Source organism: Thiohalocapsa halophila, assembly GCF_016583825.1.
GTDB classification, from domain to species: Bacteria; Pseudomonadota; Gammaproteobacteria; order Chromatiales; family Chromatiaceae; genus Thiohalocapsa; species Thiohalocapsa halophila.
Map to the genome: position 1 here is coordinate 12605 of NZ_NRRV01000011.1, position 16824 is coordinate 29428.

At 69.9% G+C, this 16824-nt stretch carries 13 protein-coding genes; 4 read left to right on the plus strand and 9 right to left on the minus strand.

Annotated elements, in window-relative coordinates; genetic code table 11:
• Positions 1-65 precede the first annotated feature (65 nt).
• The 4 genes from CKO31_RS06410 to CKO31_RS06425 all read right to left on the minus strand — a co-directional run bounded on the left by CKO31_RS06410 (position 66) and on the right by CKO31_RS06425 (position 5511).
• A complete protein-coding gene (locus CKO31_RS06410; protein WP_242475198.1) occupies positions 66-1517 on the minus strand; it encodes a c-type cytochrome in 1452 nt (483 codons plus the stop codon).
• Positions 1518-2018: 501 nt separating this feature from the next.
• The gene (locus tag CKO31_RS06415; protein ID WP_200235128.1) at positions 2019-3239 is read right to left on the minus strand and encodes a lipocalin-like domain-containing protein; all 1221 of its coding nucleotides are present in this window, start codon (positions 3237-3239) and stop codon (positions 2019-2021) included.
• Between the two features lie 37 nt (positions 3240-3276).
• Positions 3277-4086 (minus strand): M48 family metallopeptidase, encoded by an 810-nt coding sequence (locus tag CKO31_RS06420; protein ID WP_242475199.1) that lies wholly within the window; start codon positions 4084-4086, stop codon positions 3277-3279.
• A gap of 18 nt (positions 4087-4104) precedes the next feature.
• Positions 4105-5511: a ribonuclease J gene (locus CKO31_RS06425; RefSeq protein WP_200235129.1), complete on the minus strand. Its 1407-nt coding sequence runs from the start codon at positions 5509-5511 to the stop codon at positions 4105-4107.
• Positions 5512-5893: 382 nt separating this feature from the next.
• On the opposite strand from CKO31_RS06425, the gene CKO31_RS06430 reads away from it, so the two are divergent.
• Positions 5894-6274: a DUF3775 domain-containing protein gene (locus tag CKO31_RS06430; protein ID WP_200235132.1), complete on the plus strand. Its 381-nt coding sequence runs from the start codon at positions 5894-5896 to the stop codon at positions 6272-6274.
• 820 nt (positions 6275-7094) lie between these two features.
• On the opposite strand, the gene aceK is transcribed toward CKO31_RS06430, so the two are convergent.
• From aceK to CKO31_RS06450, 4 genes are all read right to left on the minus strand, one after another.
• Positions 7095-8834: a bifunctional isocitrate dehydrogenase kinase/phosphatase gene (aceK, locus tag CKO31_RS06435; RefSeq protein ID WP_200235134.1), complete on the minus strand. Its 1740-nt coding sequence runs from the start codon at positions 8832-8834 to the stop codon at positions 7095-7097.
• Positions 8835-9099: 265 nt separating this feature from the next.
• Positions 9100-9624, minus strand: a complete 525-nt coding sequence (gene rraA, locus CKO31_RS06440) for a ribonuclease E activity regulator RraA (protein ID WP_200235136.1) — start codon at positions 9622-9624, stop codon at positions 9100-9102.
• A 152-nt stretch (positions 9625-9776) separates the two neighbouring features.
• Positions 9777-11093, minus strand: coding sequence for an isocitrate lyase (gene aceA, locus CKO31_RS06445; protein WP_200235137.1), 1317 nt, complete (start codon positions 11091-11093; stop codon positions 9777-9779).
• Between the two features lie 197 nt (positions 11094-11290).
• Positions 11291-11686 carry a CPCC family cysteine-rich protein gene (locus CKO31_RS06450; protein ID WP_200235139.1) on the minus strand — a complete coding sequence of 132 codons (396 nt, stop codon included), beginning with the start codon at positions 11684-11686 and terminating at the stop codon, positions 11291-11293.
• Positions 11687-11913: 227 nt separating this feature from the next.
• Here CKO31_RS06450 and CKO31_RS06455 point away from each other — a divergent pair, with 227 nt between their 5' ends.
• A complete protein-coding gene (locus CKO31_RS06455) occupies positions 11914-12237 on the plus strand; it encodes a BolA family protein (protein ID WP_200235141.1) in 324 nt (107 codons plus the stop codon).
• Between the two features lie 231 nt (positions 12238-12468).
• Here the strand turns inward: CKO31_RS06455 and CKO31_RS06460 are convergent, their stop codons facing one another.
• Positions 12469-13827, minus strand: coding sequence for an alanine/glycine:cation symporter family protein (locus CKO31_RS06460; protein WP_200235143.1), 1359 nt, complete (start codon positions 13825-13827; stop codon positions 12469-12471).
• A 613-nt stretch (positions 13828-14440) separates the two neighbouring features.
• Between CKO31_RS06460 and CKO31_RS06465 the strand changes: the two genes are divergently transcribed.
• Together CKO31_RS06465 and CKO31_RS06470 are read left to right on the plus strand one after the other, a co-directional pair.
• Positions 14441-15859 (plus strand): energy transducer TonB family protein, encoded by a 1419-nt coding sequence (locus CKO31_RS06465; protein ID WP_200235145.1) that lies wholly within the window; start codon positions 14441-14443, stop codon positions 15857-15859.
• A 130-nt stretch (positions 15860-15989) separates the two neighbouring features.
• Positions 15990-16763: a DUF3050 domain-containing protein gene (locus CKO31_RS06470; RefSeq protein ID WP_200235147.1), complete on the plus strand. Its 774-nt coding sequence runs from the start codon at positions 15990-15992 to the stop codon at positions 16761-16763.
• Positions 16764-16824 lie beyond the last annotated feature (61 nt).

Below are 16824 nucleotides of genomic sequence, written 5' to 3' on the forward strand. Positions count from 1 at the left end.
TGGCGGGCGGGATGACGCCCGCACCGGCCGCGGCCGTACGAGGGGCGATGGGCGATGGGCGATGACTAGAGCGTCTTGAGGTATTCCAGCAGCGCCGTACGCTCGGACCGGCTCAGCTCGTCGCCGAAGTCGTGCCCCTGGTTGCCGTAGCCGCGCCTAGTGGTGTCGTAGACCCACTTCTGCGCTTCCAGGCTCGCGAACTGCTCACGGCCCTGCTCCAGCTCGCGGTACTGCCAGCCGAGCGCGGCCTGGTCGTAGTCGGGATCGGCACCGTCGTGGCGCCAGTAGGTGGGGCGCTTTTCGGTGTCCAGCAGGCCGGCGATGGTGGGCACGGCGCCGTTGTGCAGATAAGGTGCAGTGGCCCAGACGCCGTCCAGCGGCGGGGCGACATAACCGCGGCCGGGCACGGCGTCGGAATGGCGGCCGTAGAAGGAGCTTTCGAACCAACGGATGTAGTCCTCGGCGTCGTCGACGGCGGCCTCGGCCATGGCCGGGTCGGTGCCGACTTCGTCCAGGCCCACCAGCTTGTTCGGATAGTGCTCGCCGCGGCCGTAGCGGCCGTGGCATTCCTTGCATTCGCGGTTGAAGACGCGCTCGCCGTCGGCGGCGAGGGCCTGGTCGATGGGCCAGGGGTAGTCGGGCGCCTCCAGCGTGGCCAGGTAGGCGGCGACGTCGGTGAACCAGCGGTCAATCTCGCGCGCCTCGGCGACGCTGTCGGTGCAGGTGGTGGAGGCCAGGATCATGGTGCCGACATGATCGCCCCGGCCCTGCCCGTTGTAGAACATGGCGTGCTTCTTATCCACGTTCCACCAGGGCGGCACGCTGACGGGCAGCACGTCTTCGGGCGGGGGCTCCATCAGCGGCTCGTCGGACCAGGCAAGGGTCTCCGGGTCGCGGTGGGCCATGAGCGCCAGGGTCAGGGCCTGCGCCGGATTGGCGCCGACGGTGTCGGTCATGGTCCAGGGGGCGATGGCGGCGAGCCTGTCCGCCCAGTCCTGCCAGGCGGCGGCCTCGGCCTCGCCTTCCACGTAGGCGCCGGCGGCCTCCACGGCCATGACCGGGTCGCGGGTGAAGTCCAGGAATTCGTTGCCGAGGCCGATCACCAGCTCGCCGTTCAGCGGCGCCGCATGGCAGCCGAGGCAGTTGCTGGTGACCAGCTCCACGCCGCTGTCGGCGGTGTGGGCGGTGAGCTGGTAGGGCAGCTCGGTGTTGCGATCCTCGCGGCCCGGCAGGTCGTATTCCGGCGCCGGCGCGCCGGTGCTGGCGGCATAGGCGCTGTAGGGCAGACCGCAGGTGACCACGGCGCGGTTCAGCAGCGCCTTGCGACCGGCCTGCGGGTCGCCCGGGCGCTGCTCGGCGGGCGGGATTTCGCCGGGCTCGGCGATGACCACCTCCGGCGGCTGCTCGCCGCAGCCGGTGAGGGCGAGCGCTAGGGCGGCGGCGAGCCAGCTGGCGGGCCCGGCGACGGGCGCCGCGGCAGGAAAGGGCAGGCGGCGCATGGAAGAGGTTGTTTGCATCGGGTTTGGCGCAGGGAGACTGCTCGGTTTGCCGCGGGGTCGATCACGCTCTGGGCGCACCGACCGGCGGGGTCTGTGTCGGGGCTGCGCTGCCGGCATCTGCCGGTATCGCAACATAAGTGGGCGCTGATTGACAGCTGGATCGGGACCGGTGCTGCCACCGTCGTGACAGACGCAGGCGGGCGTGGTTCCGGGGTGGCCCGGCCGAAGTCCAAAGCCGGGGCGTCGGTTTAGCCGCTTGCGTCGGGCTTCGCTGGCGCTCAGCGCCGACCTACGTCGGCCGCGTGCGACTGCGCGCTTTTGTCCCCTGGCTATGGGGTTCGCGGGTCGTGTGCCGTTCTGGCTGGAATAGCATGCGCCCCTGCAAGCGGTCCTCGTACCAGGCGCCCGCCGCGGGCATCGAGCCCGCGGCGGGCGCGGCCGACTGGAAGTCGGCGCTCCCGGTCGTCGGCGTCCCGGTGGTCCGGGCTGGCCGTGCTGCCGGGTGGTGATCGCCTTGGCTCAGCCGTCGGCAGGGGCGTAGCCGCTCAGGTCCATGCGCCCGCCGCCGGCGACGGGCTCGCCGGCGCGCTCGCCGTCGATGGCGACGGCGCCGCTCCAGAGGCGCTCGCCGAGCATGATCTCCTGGTCCGGCTGCAGGGCGCGGATGTCCAGCGACAGATCCAGCCCCGGTGCCGCGAGCCGCCAGGCGACGGGATAGGTGGCGGCGCCGTCGCTACTGCGCCAGGTGGCCTCCTTGGGCGCCAGGGTCAGTGCCCGGCGCTGGAGCACGCGGGTGCCGCCGTCGGGGGCGATGACCAGGCAGGTGGGCACCGGCGTGCCGCCGCCGGCACGCCGGCGCAGGTGGATGCAGAGCAGCTCGCTGGCGTCGTCCAGCTGGAGCAGAAAGCGGTTCAGGGCCAGCTGCCCGCGGGTGCCGGCGAGCCCGACACCGGCACCGCCCCAGACATGATCCAGCCAGGCGCTGCCGCTGACGCGGGTCTCGGCGTCGTCGCGCAGGAGCCGCCCGCTCAGGCCAAGCCTGGGCTGGGCGAGCCAGCGGAACGCCGGGCCCCTGTCCTGCCCGCCCGGTGCACCGGCGCCGCCGGTCAGCAGGCTCGCGGCCGGCGTGACGGGGGCCTTCTCCGATGTCAGGGCAAGCTCCAGCCGCGCGCCTTCGGCGGCCACCGCGAGGCGGCCGGCGGCGAGTCCTCCCGCGCTGTCGGCACCGCCCGAGCGTAACCGCCAGTCCTCCAGCCAGACCTCCGGCGGGTCCGTCGTTGCACCGGCGAGCCCGGCGGCGGTGCGGCTCGCGCGCTCGGCGCGCAGGGGCTCGCCGTCCTCGGGCACCAGGGCGAAGCGCCCGAGCAGCAGGGCGTCGGCGGCGAGCCCGGAGGCGCGCCCGCCGTCCTCGCCCGGCGCGCGCAGCCCCAGGCGCACCAGGGTGAGGCGCAGGCCGTAGCGCCGGCCGTCGTCGGCGCGCAACTGCCCGGTGAGGTCCCAGAGCTCGGTGCGGAAAGCGGGGTGCGGGCCCAGGTCCTGCGGCAGCTCGGGGGTCCAGTCGGCGGTGGCGTCCAACGCTGCGAAGCTGTCCTGACCATCCGGCGGCAGTGCCGCGGCCAGCGCCGCCGGGTCCAGCAGCCGCGGGCTGGCGGCGTCGCCGCCGGGCCAGAGCCACCAGGCACCGAGCACAATCAGGGCCACCGCGAGCCAGGGCAGCGCCCGTGTGAGCAGGCTGCGCATCAGCAACACCGCCCGAGCCGAGTCACGCGCGGGCCCATCAGGCCTTGCTCGCGCGCGCGTATTCCGCCTCGGCGCGCGGCAGCATGGCCCGCAATTGGGCGATGCGCCGGTCGTCCAGCGGGTGGGTGCTCAGGAACTCCGGCGGCTTGCCGCCGCCCTGCTCGCGGTTGTAGGCCTGGAAGCGCTGCCAGAAGGCGATGGCCTCCTGCGGGTTATAGCCGGCGCGGGCCATGTAGAGCAGGCCCAACTCGTCCGCCTCCAGCTCGTGCACCCGGGAGTACGGCAGCAGCACGCCCACCTGGGCGCCGAGCCCATAGGCCTGCATGATCCCCTGGCGGGCGCCGGGGGCGTTCTGGGCCAGGGCGGCGTCGGCGATGGCCCCGAGCATCTGCAGACCCAGGGTCTGTGAGGCCCGCTCGGCGCCGTGACGGGCCACCACATGGGCGACCTCATGGGCGAGGACCGTGGCCAAGCCGGCCTCGTTCTTGGTGATCTCGAGGATGCCGGTGTTGACGCCGACCTTGCCCCCCGGCAGCGCGAAGGCGTTGGGCGTGTCGTCCTCGAACAGGACGAATTCCCAGTCTGCGTATTCCACCGGGGCCACCTTGGCGATGCGTCGACCGACCCGGCGAACCATGTCCGCGTTCTTGCCGCTGGTGATATAGGGCTTCTGCTCCTTGAGCTGGCTGAAGGCCTTCAGGCCCATCTGGGCCTCCTGCGCCGGGTCCATCAGGATCAGCTGGCTGCGCCCGGTCTCCGGGGCGGTGGCGCAGCCGGCGGCGACGGCAAGCGTCAACAGCGCCGCGATGACGAGCCGCAGCAGGGCCGGGGGCATGGCTTGGAGCATGGGTCTTGACCTCCGTGGTTAGCTGACGGCCGCGCGCATCTCGGCGAGCACGCCCGCCGGCACCGGCGCGAGGCGGCCGTCGGTGTCCAGCGCCAGGCGGCCGGTGGGCACTTGTCCCAAGACCTGCGGGCCATCGCCGGTGAGCCGGCAAACGTCGCCGTTGGCGATGACGGTGACACGGGGCACATGGCAGCCGCGGGCGATGTCCGCATTGGCGCGCAGGTGCCGGGGGGTGCCGTGGGTGGGCACCACCGCCGGCGGCTGCACCCAATCATACAGCCGCTTCAGATCCTCCGCCGCCGGGTGGCCGGAGACGTGCACGTGGGCATCGGTGTCGGTGACCAGCTCGCAGCCGAGGGCGCGCAATCTGGCCTGAACCTGCTGCACCGGGCGTTCGTTGCCGGGGATGAGCTTGGAGGAGAAGATCACGGTGTCCCCCGGATCCAGCAGGATGTCGCGATGGCTGTCCGCGGCCATGCGGGACAAGGCTGAGCGCGGCTCGCCCTGGCTGCCGGTGCAGGCGGCCAGCACCTCTTCCCGCGGCAGGTAGCCCAGGTGGCGGGCATCCACCAGCTCGGGCAGGTCCTCCGGCCAATAGCCGGTGGCGCGGGCCACGGCCACCATGCGCTCCATGGCCTGGCCGATGACGCCGAAGCGCCGGCCGGTGGCCTCGGCCACCCGCGCCAGGGTCACCAGCCGCGCGACGTTGCTGGCAAAGGAGGTCACCACCACGCGGCCGGCGGCGGCGTCGACGATCTCCCGCAGCGGCGCGAGCAGCCCGGCCTCGGAGCCGGTGCTGCCGGCCACCACGGCGTTGGTGGAGTCACAGACCATGGCCAGCACCGGCTCGCGACGCAGCAGCCGCAGGCGCGTGACATCGTAGCGCTCGCCGATGACGGGGCCGTCGTCCAGCTTCCAGTCGCCGGTGTGGAACACCGCGCCGGCCGGGGTGGTGATGAGCAGCGCATTGGGCTCCGGGATGCTGTGGGTCATGCCGATGTACTCGACGCCGAAGGGGCCCGCCTCGAAGCGCGCCCCCAGCGGCAGCTCCTGCACCGACACGCCGTCGAGCCCGGCGCGGGCGAGCTTGTAGCGGGCGATGGCGGCGGTGAAGGGCGTGGCGTAGACGGGACACTTGAGCCGCTTCCAGAGATAGGCGACGGCGCCGACATGGTCCTCGTGGGCGTGCGTGAGCACGATGCCGGCGAGCCGTTGGCGCCGGCTGACGATGAACGCCGGGTCCGCCATCAGCACGTCGTAGTCCGGGAAGGCGTCGCCGCCGAAGGTGATGCCGAGGTCGACCATGAGCCAGTGGCCATCGTGGCCGTAGAGGTTCAGGTTCATGCCGATCTCACCGGTGCCGCCCAGCGGCAGGAAGAGCACTTCGTCGGCTTGCGGATTGGTGTCTGGGGGGACGGAGATCATGCGCGCGGGCGGGTGCAGCTGGCTGGTGGCGGCGTTGGCTCAGTGTGGGACAACCGGGCGGGTCGAGCATTCCGAGTGCGAGGGGAGCGCGCGCATCGCGCCCGGCCATCAAGCACAGCGATGCTGGGCCCTGAGCCCGCAGCGCGCGCCAGAGACCCGCCGCGAGAGCGGGTCAATCGCACCCTGGCTGCGCAACCGGTGGGCCATCGGCGTCCGCAATTCCGTTGTTCTCCGTCAGCCGCCCGTAACATGACACCGTAGTAGACTCGGCTCGAAAGGGGTGACACCGCCGGTGCCCATTGGGGGCTGCCGGCACGCCGGCGCCGGCAGTTCCGCCGGTGCCCCGCGGACCAGAACAGCTCCTGAGGAGGCGCCTGTGCGCATGCACATCCGGCAAGAAACACTCTGCGGCCTCATTGCCCTGGCCAGGGAGTTCCAGGCCAAAGAAGAGGTCTGCATCCCGCAGGAAGGTGAGAGCTCATCCGAGGACTGGGCGTTGCAGATGCTCGCCGACCACGGTAGCGATTACAACGTCGGCGAGTTTCGCAGTATCGTCCACGACCTCTCCGAGCGCCAGCGCGCGGAGCTGGTGGCCCTGATGTGGGTCGGCCGCGGCGACTACGGCGCGGACGAATGGGAGCAGGCCGTCGACGACGCCGTCGGCGACTACAGCATCCGGGCCGCGGAGTACGTGCTCGCCCACCCGATGGTGTCGGACCATCTCGAAGAAGGCATGATCGCCCTCGAAATCCCCTGCGAGTGACGCCGGCGAGGCGTTTACGTGCCGGGCCCGACGCGGCTCGGCTCGGCTCGGGGCGATGCAAGCGTCTCGTATAGCGCGGGCCGAGGCACGCCGTCCGACGCCGCGCTGACGGTACCCACCTGATTGTCGAGCCTCCTGGCGTCGGCCCGGCCGATGCCGAGGCGGGCCCGCGAGCAATGTTGGCGCTGTCCCGTGCTCCGTGGGAGCGGCATCCTTGCCGCGATGTGCCCCTCGGTGCTCTGGAAATCTTCGCGGCAGGGATGCCGCTCCCACAGTGCCCGTGCGTCCGTGGGAGCGGCATTCTTGCCGCGATGTGCCCCTCGGTGCTCTGGAAATCGTCGCGGCAGGGATGCCGCTCCCACAGTGTCCGTGCGTCCGTGGGAGCGGCATCCTTGCCGCGATGTGTCGCCCTCGGTGCTCTGGAAGTCTTCGCGGCAGGGGTGCCGCTCCCACAATGTCCGTGCGTCCGTGGGAGCGGCATCCTTGCCGCGATGTGTCGCCCTCGGTGCTCTGGAAGTCTTCGCGGCAGGGATGCCGCTCCCACAGTGCCCGTGCGTCCGTGGGAGCGGCGTCCTTGCCGCGATGCGTTCCCTCGGTGCTCTGGAAGTCGTCGCGGCAGGGATGCCGCTCCCACAGTGCCCGTGCGTCCGTGGGAGCGGCATCCTTGCCGCGATGTGCCCCTCGGTGCGCTGGAAGTCTTCGCGGCAGGGATGCCGCTCCCACGGTGCCTGCGCCTCCGTGGGAGCGGCATCCTTGCCGCGATGGGCCCCCGCGGTGCGCTGGAAGTCGTCGCGGCAGGGATGCCGCTCCCATGGGGGCGTCAGCCGCAGGCGTCCGGGGGTGCGCCGAAGCGCCTTGCGGCGGGGTATGGGAAGACATCCACCATGTCGCCCTCGCGGATCGCCGCTTGTCGGGCGCGCCACCAGGCCGGCTCGAAGACCTCGGCATGGCAGGCGCGGAAGGCCTTGCGGAACCTGGGCTCGGTGAGCAGGAAGGTGGCGAACTCTTCCGGGAAGACATCCGCCGGGCCTGCCGTGTACCAGGGCTCCTCCGCCAGCTCCATTTCCGGGAAGGGCGGCTCGGGGATGTCGCGGAAGTTGCACTCGGTCAGGTAGCAGAGCTCGTCGTAGTCGTAGAAGACCACCCGGCCCTGGCGGGTGACGCCAAAGTTCTTGAACAGGAAATCTCCCGGGAAGATGTTGGCTGCCGCCAATTGCTTGATGGCATCGCCATATTCCCGGGCGGCGTGGGCGATCTCCTCGTCGTCGGCGCTGGCCATGTAGAGGTTCAGTGGCGACATGCGCCGCTCGATGTAGACGTGCTTGACGATGGCCTGATCGCCTTCCACCGCGACGCTGCTGGCGCACTCTTCGCGCAGCATGGTGATGAGCTCGTCGGAGAAGCGCGCCCGCGGGAAGGCGACGTGTGAGTACTCCCAGGAGTCCGCCATGCGCCCGACGCGATCATGCAGCTTCACCAGCCGGTATTTGGCCATCACCTGCTCGGGGGTCATCTCCTTCGGCGGCGGGAACCGGTCCTTGATGACCTTGAACACGAACGGGAAGGACGGCAGCGTGAACACGCACATGACCATACCGCGGATGCCGGGGGCGATCACGAAGCGGTCTGACGAATAGCGCAGGTGCTTGAGGAAATCCCGGTAGAACTCCGCCTTGCCGAACTTCTGCAGCCCGATGGCCGTGTAGAGCTCCGCCTTGGACTTGTGCGGCATCAGCGGGCGCAGGAACTCCACCACCGCCGCCGGCACCTCCGTGTCCACCATGAAATAGGCGCGGGAGAAGCTGAAGACGTTGGCCAGCTCATCGGAGCCGGTGAGCAGGGCGTCGACATAGAGCCCGCCCTGCTCGTCGTTCAGCACCGGTATGGCGAAGGGGGTCTGCTGCGCACCGTTGATGGCCTTGCCGATGATGTACGCCGCCTTGTTGCGGAAGAAGGGCGTCAACAGCACCGCCAGCTGGAAGTTCTGCTGCCGCGCCCGGTTCGGCGGGAAGCGCTCGCGGATGGCGCGCATGACATTGCGCACGTCGCGGCGCTGGTCGCGAAACGGCAGGGCGAAATCCATGTCGCGCAGGATATCGGCAATGACGGCCGCAAAGCCGTGGCGGTCCGGATAGTAGGGCCGGAAGATGGGCACCTCCGCCTCCAGGTGCTCGGTGGAGAGCATGGGCCAGACGAAGATGTAGGCGTTGTTGTAGTAGCGCCGGTCGAAGAGCCGGCAAAACACGGAGTTGTAGAAGGTCTCGGCGAGCTCCGGCTGGTGGTGCTGGGGCAGCAGGCGGGAGTACTCCACCTTCACCCGCCGCCAGAGGTTGTCATCGGCGCCGCGCAGATGGAATTCCCGGCGCAGCACGGCGACGGTCTCGCCCACCCGGCAGTCGTAGAAGTCGATGCGCTCGCGCGCGCAGCGCTGCGCGGCCGTCCAGTCGGCTTGCTCGAAATGCAGCCGGGCGTCGGCGGTGATGGCGCGGAACAGACGGTAATGGCGGTCGAAGCCGTCGAGGATGGCCTCGGCAAGCTGTTTGGCCTCGAGCCAGGCCATCTATTTGTGCCGCGCTCGCGGGGTTGGCTCGGTGCTGGCGCCGCCTTCGCTGCCAATGCAATCGGCGCGAGCATCCTTCGGCGGTGGCGGCGCCGGGCCGAGGGGCGATGGCCGAGGGGCGAGGCTGCGCCCGACCAGTGTCGATGACAGCGGGCTGCCGCTCGGCATGCACAGGTGTAGCCGGCGGCGGGGGTCGTCGGGCAGGGTCGGCATTGCAGGTCTCGTGGCTGTCGTCAAGACAGTCCTTTGTCCGCGTCGGGGCCAGTCAGTTTCGTGGTGATGCCTGATCTGCGCCCTCCAGCAGCTCCGACGATACGGATGGCGGCGCCACGAGTATGCCATCGCGGTCACAAACCACGGTGTCGCCGGGATGGACGGCGATCCCGCCAACCTCCACCAATAAGTCACGCTGGCCTTCGCCGCGCCTGGTGCTCTTGCGCGGAGTCGACGCGATGGCCTTGATGCCGAGGTCGAGCTGGGCCAGGCGCGCCACGTCGCGGACACAGCCGTCGATGACGACACCGGCCCAGCCCTGCTCGACGGCGCTCTCCGCGATCATGTCACCCAGCATGGCGCACCGCAGCGAGCCGCCGCAATCGGCCACCAGCACCCGCCCTTGGCCGGGCTCGGCGAGGGCTTCCTTGATGCGGGAGTTGTCTTCGAAGCATTTCACGGTGACGGCGCTGCCGGCGAAGGCGGCGCGGGCACCGAAGTCCCGGAACGACGGGGCACAAACACGGAGCGCCTCGCCGAAGCGGTCGAACAGGTCGGCGGTGGATAGCTCAGGCATGGGGATGTCTGGTTTCGTCGGCCGCGCCCCGGGGTGCGGCGGGATTCGACAGATGAAGACTCGAGCGGTGTGAATAGTGCGCGGTGCGTAGTGCGGGACGCGCGACATCCGTGCCGCACTTCGCACCTACCCCGCACTGCGCACCTTCCTGATCAAAATTGGGACTCTTCCGTGGAGCCCGTCAGCGCCGTCACCGAGGACACGCCGCCCTGGATGGTGGTGGTGATGTCGTCGAAGTAGCCGGCGCCCACCTCCTGCTGGTGGCTGACGAAGGTGTAGCCCTTGTCACGCGCGTCGAACTCCGGCTGCTGCACCTTCTCCACATAGTGCTTCATGCCTTCGCCGCGGGCGTAGTCGTAGGCGAGGTCGAACATGTTGAACCACATATTGTGGATGCCGGCGAGGGTGATGAACTGGTACTTGTAGCCCATGTCCGCCAGCTCTTCCTGGAACTTGGCAATGGTCCGGTCGTCCAGGTTCTTCTTCCAGTTGAAGGACGGCGAGCAATTGTAGGCCAGCAGCTTGTTCGGGTTCTTCTCGAGCACGGCCTGCGAGAACTCGCGCGCGAAGCCCAGGTCCGGCGTGGCCGTCTCACACCACACCAGGTCGGCGAAGGGCGCATAGGCCAAGCCGCGGCTGATGGCCTGCTCCAGGCCGTTGTTGACCCGATAGAAGCCCTCGGCGGTACGCTCGCCGCTGAGGAAGGGGCGGTCGTTCTCGTCGACGTCGGAGGTCAGCAGGTTGGCCGCCTCGGCGTCGGTGCGCGCCAGCACCAGGGTGGGGACGCCCATGACGTCGGACGCCAAGCGGGCGGCGACGAGCTTCTGCACCGCCTCGCTGGTGGGCACCAGCACCTTGCCGCCCATGTGGCCGCACTTCTTGACGGCCGCGAGCTGGTCCTCGAAGTGCACACCGGCGGCGCCGGCGCCGATCATGTTCTTCATCAGCTCGAAGGCGTTCAGCACACCGCCGAAGCCGGCCTCGGCATCGGCGACGATGGGCAGGAAGTAGTCGATGTAGCCCTCGTCACCGGGGCCGATCTCCTTGGACCACTGGATCTCGTCGGCGCGCTTGAAGGCGTTGTTGATGCGCCGGACCATGGTCGGTACCGAATCGTAGGCGTACAGGGACTGGTCCGGGTACATGGTCTCGGAGGTGTTGCCGTCGGCGGCCACCTGCCAGCCGGAGAGGTAAATGGCCTCGATGCCCGCCTTGGCCTGTTGCATTGCCTGGCCGCCGGTGATGGCCCCCATGCAGTTGACATAGCCCTTCTTGGCGCTGCCGTGAATCAGGTCCCACAGCTTCTCCGCCCCGTTGCGGGCGTAGGTGTGCTCCGGCTGCACGGAGCCGCGCAGACGCACGACGTCGGCGGCACTGTAGGCGCGCTGCACGTCGGTCCAGCGGGGGCTCTCGGCCCAGTCTTGCTCCAGGGCGCGGATCTGGTCCTGACGGGAAGGGGTGTTCTGCATGGTGGAATCCTCAGGGTTCATGGCGTGCCTTGGGGTCCGTGGTGCGACTCGGACCCTGCCGCATGGGCGCATGCACAGGCAGCGGGCGTTTCTTGACCGAGGTGCTCGGTCTTGATGCAGAACATTAAGGCCAACCCCAATATTTGAGAAGGCAATCCGCTAAATTTTAGCTATTGAGTTTTCGCAATCGCAGCAGGTCAGCTGGCGAAGCGCCGCCAAAAACTGCTGCGCCAGTAGTAGAGCACGGTGGTGTCCGGCCAGGGATAGGAGTCGGTATAAGAGGTACCGCGCTGCGGGTGCTCGATGTTGTCCCGCCGCAGGTCCACCGGCCGCCACTCCCGCTCGCGCGGCTCGCCGTCCACCGGCGCGCGGGTCTGGCCGCGGTTGCGGCGCTCGGAGGCGCCGTAGTCCTGGTAGTTGCGCTGCGCCTTGGTCAGGCTCACGGTATTGGCGCCGCCCGGCATCTCCGGGAACCGCAGCTGCGAGAGGTCGTCTTCCCAGCCGCAGATGGGGCAGATTTGGTGGGAGCCCGGCACCTGATCGTGCACCAGGTGGCCGCAGCAGACACAGGGAAACTGGGTGGGCGGGGTCATGGGGAAGCTCCGGGTCTTGCCGCATCAGTGGGGCTACATTGGGATGGAAGTACGGAGGACGAAGTGCGGAGTGCGAGGTGCGCAGTGCGAGGTGCGAGGTGCGGGTGCGAAGGGCTGCCCCGCACTGCGCACCACGCACTGCGCACCCCCCTGTGCACTTGACCCCGCCCCGACAGCCACACATCTGCCCCCACACAAACACCGAGCCAATCACCGCGAGTCCCCCGATGACCAGAAAAGCCCGTATCGAGCAAGCCCTGTCCGACGCCCTGATCCCGATGCACCTGGAGGTCACCGACGAGAGCTACATGCACAACGTCCCGGAAGGAGCCGAGTCGCACTTCAAGGTGCTCGTAGTCAGCGACAACTTCAGCGGCGAGAAGCGCATCGGGCGCCACCGCCGCGTCAACGCCCTGCTGAAGCCGGAGCTCGACGGCGGCATGCACGCGCTGGCCATCCACGCCTGGACCCCGGACGAGTGGTTCGAGAAGGGCGGCGGGCAGGCCCCCGAGTCCCCGCAGTGCATGGGCGGCGCCAAGGCCGACGCCTGACGGGTATCAAATTCCGGGGACGGTAACCATAATTCGGCCGGCTCGCCCGATACCCCGGGGGGCTGGGCCTGGGACCCTAAGCTGTGCGGCGTGCGTGGCACCCGCTGGTGCGAGCCAGACAGGCCGAGAGCGCTGGTGTCTGCACCGCGCCCGCGGCTCATTTCCCCAGGCAGGGCGCAGAGCGCTTGGGATGCCGTGACACCGCGGAGCGGTGTCACGACAGTGGCAGGACTAGCCCGCCGCGCGCTGCGCCTTCTGCGCGGCAAAGAACTCCTTGGAAATCTTGAACACCACCGGGCTCAGCAGCAGCAACGCGATGAGGTTCGGGATGGCCATCATGGCGTTCAGGGTGTCGGCGACGAGCCAGACGAAATCCAGATTCACCAGCGCGCCCGCGGGCAAGGCGGCGACCCAGAGCACGCGGAAGGGGATGATGGCGCGCACGCCGAACAGGTATTCCACACAGCGCTCACCGTAGACGCTCCAACCGAGGATGGTGGTGTAGGCGAACAGCGCGAGACCTAGGGCCACCACATAGGCGCCGGCCCCCGGCAGCTCGTCGCCGAAGGCCATGGCGGACAGCGCCGCACCGTTCTCGCCGGACTGCCAGGCACCGGAGACGACGATGACCAAGCCGGTGATGGTGCAGATGATGATGGTGTCGATGAAGGTGCCGAGCATGGCGACCGTGCCCTGGCGCACCGGGCTGTCCGTCTCGGCGGCCGCATGGGCGATGGGCGCACTGCCGAGGCCCGCCTCGTTGGAGAAGATGCCGCGGGCGACACCCATCTGAATCGCCAGCATGACGCCTGCGCCGGCGAAGCCGCCAACCTGCGCCGTCGGGGTGAAGGCATCGTTGACGATGGTCATGAAGGCCGCCGGCACTTCGCCGATGTTGAGCCCCAGCACGATCAGGCCCGCCAGCAGATACAGGATGGCCATGAAGGGCACGAGCTTGCCGGCGACCTGGGCGATCCAGCGAATACCGCCGATGAGCACCAGGCCCACCAGCACCGCGAGGCCGACGCCCGTCATCCAGAACGGCACCCCGAACTTGGAATCCAGCGCGTCCGCCACCGAGTTGGCCTGCACCGTGTTGCCGATGCCGAAGCCCGCCAAGGCCCCAAAGATGGCGAACAGGGTCGCCAGCCAGAGCCAATTCTTCCCGAGGCCGTTGCGGATGTAGTACATGGGCCCGCCGACGTGATTGTTGTTCTCGTCGACCTCGCGGTAGCGCACGGCAAGCACCGCTTCCGCGTACTTGGTGGCCATGCCCACCAGGGCCGTGATCCACATCCAGAACAAAGCGCCGGGCCCGCCGATGGCGATGGCCGTGCCGACGCCGGCGATATTGCCCGTACCGATGGTGGCCGACAGCGATGTCGCCAGCGCATTGAACGGCGTGATGTCCCCCTTGCCCTGCTCGGTGCGCCCGGCCCACAGCATGCGGAAGCCGAAGCCGAGCTTGCGCAGCGGCAGCACACCAAGTCCGGCAGTCAGGTACAGGCCGGTGCCGAGAATCAGCACCAGCATCGGCGGCCCCCAGACCAGGCCGTTGACGAGCCCTATGGCTTCGGAGATCTGTTCCACGCCGCGCCCCCCGTGAACAACGATGGTTTGTACTTCGCTTACGGCCGCCGCGGCCCCGCCCACAGCGACAGGCCCATAGAGCAAACGCCCAGCAGGGCATTGGCAGCCGTTCGGCGTGCGTACTATACACGTCGTCCCTGCCGACACAGCAACGCCGCCCCGGCGGTCGTCTGCATTGCTGGCCTGCGGTTGACCTGGGCCGATGCTGGCCAGCACCGTAGGCCAAGACCACCTCTACCGTAGAGAGCCTCAGGCTTAACCTCTACGCACACTCGGGTTTTCACTAAAAACCGGCTGAAAAAACAGCGTGCGCCCGCAGCTCCTCCAGGTATGACGCGGGCAAGAAGCATCGCTGACGCGCCTGGGAGACCGGGCAAGAACGCCCTGGCGATGCGACTGAGGCAGAGGCGCGCGACGGACTCATCGCTCCGGCGCTCCCGCCGGGCCACTGCAACGCCGACCGTATCGCTGTAGACTAATACGCGAGCACCCCGCCCGAATGCGCGCCGGTGTGCCCGCCTGACTGGTGCGCACGCACACCGGCTCGGACCCGCGCCAAAGATCTCGCCCGCCGGTGCCCCTGGGGCCCCGGGCCTTCGCCAGGCAGTCGACAGTGAACGCGCTCGAGCCCAGCCCCGCCGCCGACGGCGAGCGGGAGCGATCCAACATGGCCCGCCCCGCGCCTGCACCCGCCGCAGGTCGCCCGCCGCTGCGCCTGCCAACCTCGGGCGCAGCCAAGGCAGCGGCCGTGCCGTTGCGCGCAGCAACACGGGCGGCGCCACCGAGCCGAGCAGTCCCCACGCCGTCGCTGGCGCCAGCCCCGGCAACGCCGCCCGGCGGCGCCGGCCAGCGCCGGGTCTTGGTGGCGGCGGTCCTGGGGTCGCTGCTGCTGCATGTGGGCCTGCTGCTGGCGCTGAGCTGGGCGCAAGGGCCGCCCGCCGGGGCTGAGCCAGCAGGGGCGGTGTCCGTGCAGGTTTTCAGTCTCGCCGCACCCGGGGGCGATGCCGCCGACGCGATGCCACCGCAACAGCCCGCCCCCGCCGCCCATGCGACCGCAACGGACGCGGGCGCGCAGACCGCATCCGCACCCCCGAGCGGCGCGGACGACGGCAGCGAGGCCGAGACGACGGGCCGGGCATCCGCCGCAGCGCCCCCCACGCCAAAGTCCGATGCGCTCGCCGAGCAGCTGGCAACGCCGCTGCTTCCCAAGCCTGACGCGCGCATCCTCGAAGACCCCGCACCGGACGCACCGCCAACAACGCCGGACAGACGCAAACCGGCGCGAGATTCGAGCCCGCAGGCAGCGGCTTCAACGCCGGCCGCGCCGCGTGCTGCTGCGAAGCCAAAGCCGAAGCCGAAGCCGGCACCCAAGGCCGAGTCGCCGGCGCCTGAGCGGGTGTCAGCGACCGCCAAGCGCGACGCCACGGCAGCCCCCGAGCGCGAGCTCTCGGGTCTGGCAGCGCTGGATGCGGAGATCGCCGCGGCGCGCAAGGCCAAGGCCGAAGAGGCCGACAGCGGACAACCGGCCGCCGACGGCGATGCGGAGCTGTCCGGCCTCGCCGCACTGGATGCGGAGATCGCCGCCAGCGCCGAGCAATCCCGCGGCGGCGGAGCCGACAGCCGACGCCCGGCCCCCGACAGCGGGCGCGCCACCAACAAGCCCGCGGGCCGCACACCAGGGCGCAGCGCCACTGGCTCCCAGCCGGGTGCCGAGCCGGGCCCCGAGCCGGGCAGCCGCGGCCGGGCAGAGCGCCGCTACCTGGCGGCCCTGCGCCGGGCACTGGCCCGCGAGCGCAATTATCCGCCCACGGCCCGCCGCCGCGGCCTCGAGGGCACCGCCCGGGTGCAGTTCACCATCGCCGCCGACGGCGGCTTCAGCGGCATCCGCGTGAGCCGCAGCGCCGGCGCGAAGACCCTGGACGACGCCGCCGAGCGCACGGTGCGCCGGCTGGCGCGCTTCGACCCCATCCCCGGGGCCATCGGCCGGCAGCACTGGACGGTACGGGTGCCCATCGTGTTCCGCTTGAACTGAGGTCGGCGCACCCCGCAAGATGGCCGATGGCTCGGCGCCGCGGCATTGTGGACGCCACGGCGGGGACCCCATTCTCCCGGCACGCCAAGCGCTACCCCTTGGCCGATCACCGCAACACGAGGACAGCAGCATGGCCACCCCGGACCTCGCCCCCATCGCAGACCTGCAGCGTGAGCTGAACGCGCACCCGGTCTACACGGAGGTCACCGACCTCGCGGACCTGCGGGTATTCATGTCCCATCACGTTTACGCCGTCTGGGACTTCATGTCGCTGATCAAGTACTTACAGCACAACGTGGCGCCCACCACGACGCCCTGGATGCCGCCGGCGGACCCGGCCGTGGCCTATTTCATCAACCAGCTGGTGCTGGAGGAGGAATCCGACGCCGTCGAAACCGAGGCCGGCACCGAGTACAGCAGCCACTTTCAGCTGTACCTGAAGTCCATGGCCGAGGTCGGCGCCGACGCCGACGCCCCGCTGCGCTTCCTGGACACCGTCCAGCGCGACGGCCTCGATGCCGCCCTCTACGCCGACAGCACGCCGGTGCCGGCGCGCTACTTCACCGAGACCACCTTCTGCTTCATCCGCGAGGACAAGCCGCATGCGGCCGCCGCCGCACTGGCCGTCGGGCGCGAGCGCATCATCCCGGACATGTTCCGCCGTCTGCTCGAGGGTGCCGGCGTGGGCGCCGACCAGGCGCCCACCTTCCATCAGTATCTGAATCGCCACATCCATCTGGACGAGGACTTCCACGGCCCGCTGTCGCTGCGGCTGCTGGAGAATCTCTGCGGCGACGACGACAAGCGCCTGGAAGAGGCCGCCACCGCCGCCGAAGAGGCCGTTTGCGCACGCATCCGTTTCTGGGACGGCGTGCTCGAGGCCGTGCGCGTGGCGCGCGCCTGAGCGCCGCAGCCCTGGGCGCGGCAGCACAGCCAAGCGAGCGCCGCGGGGCTGCACGGCCGCC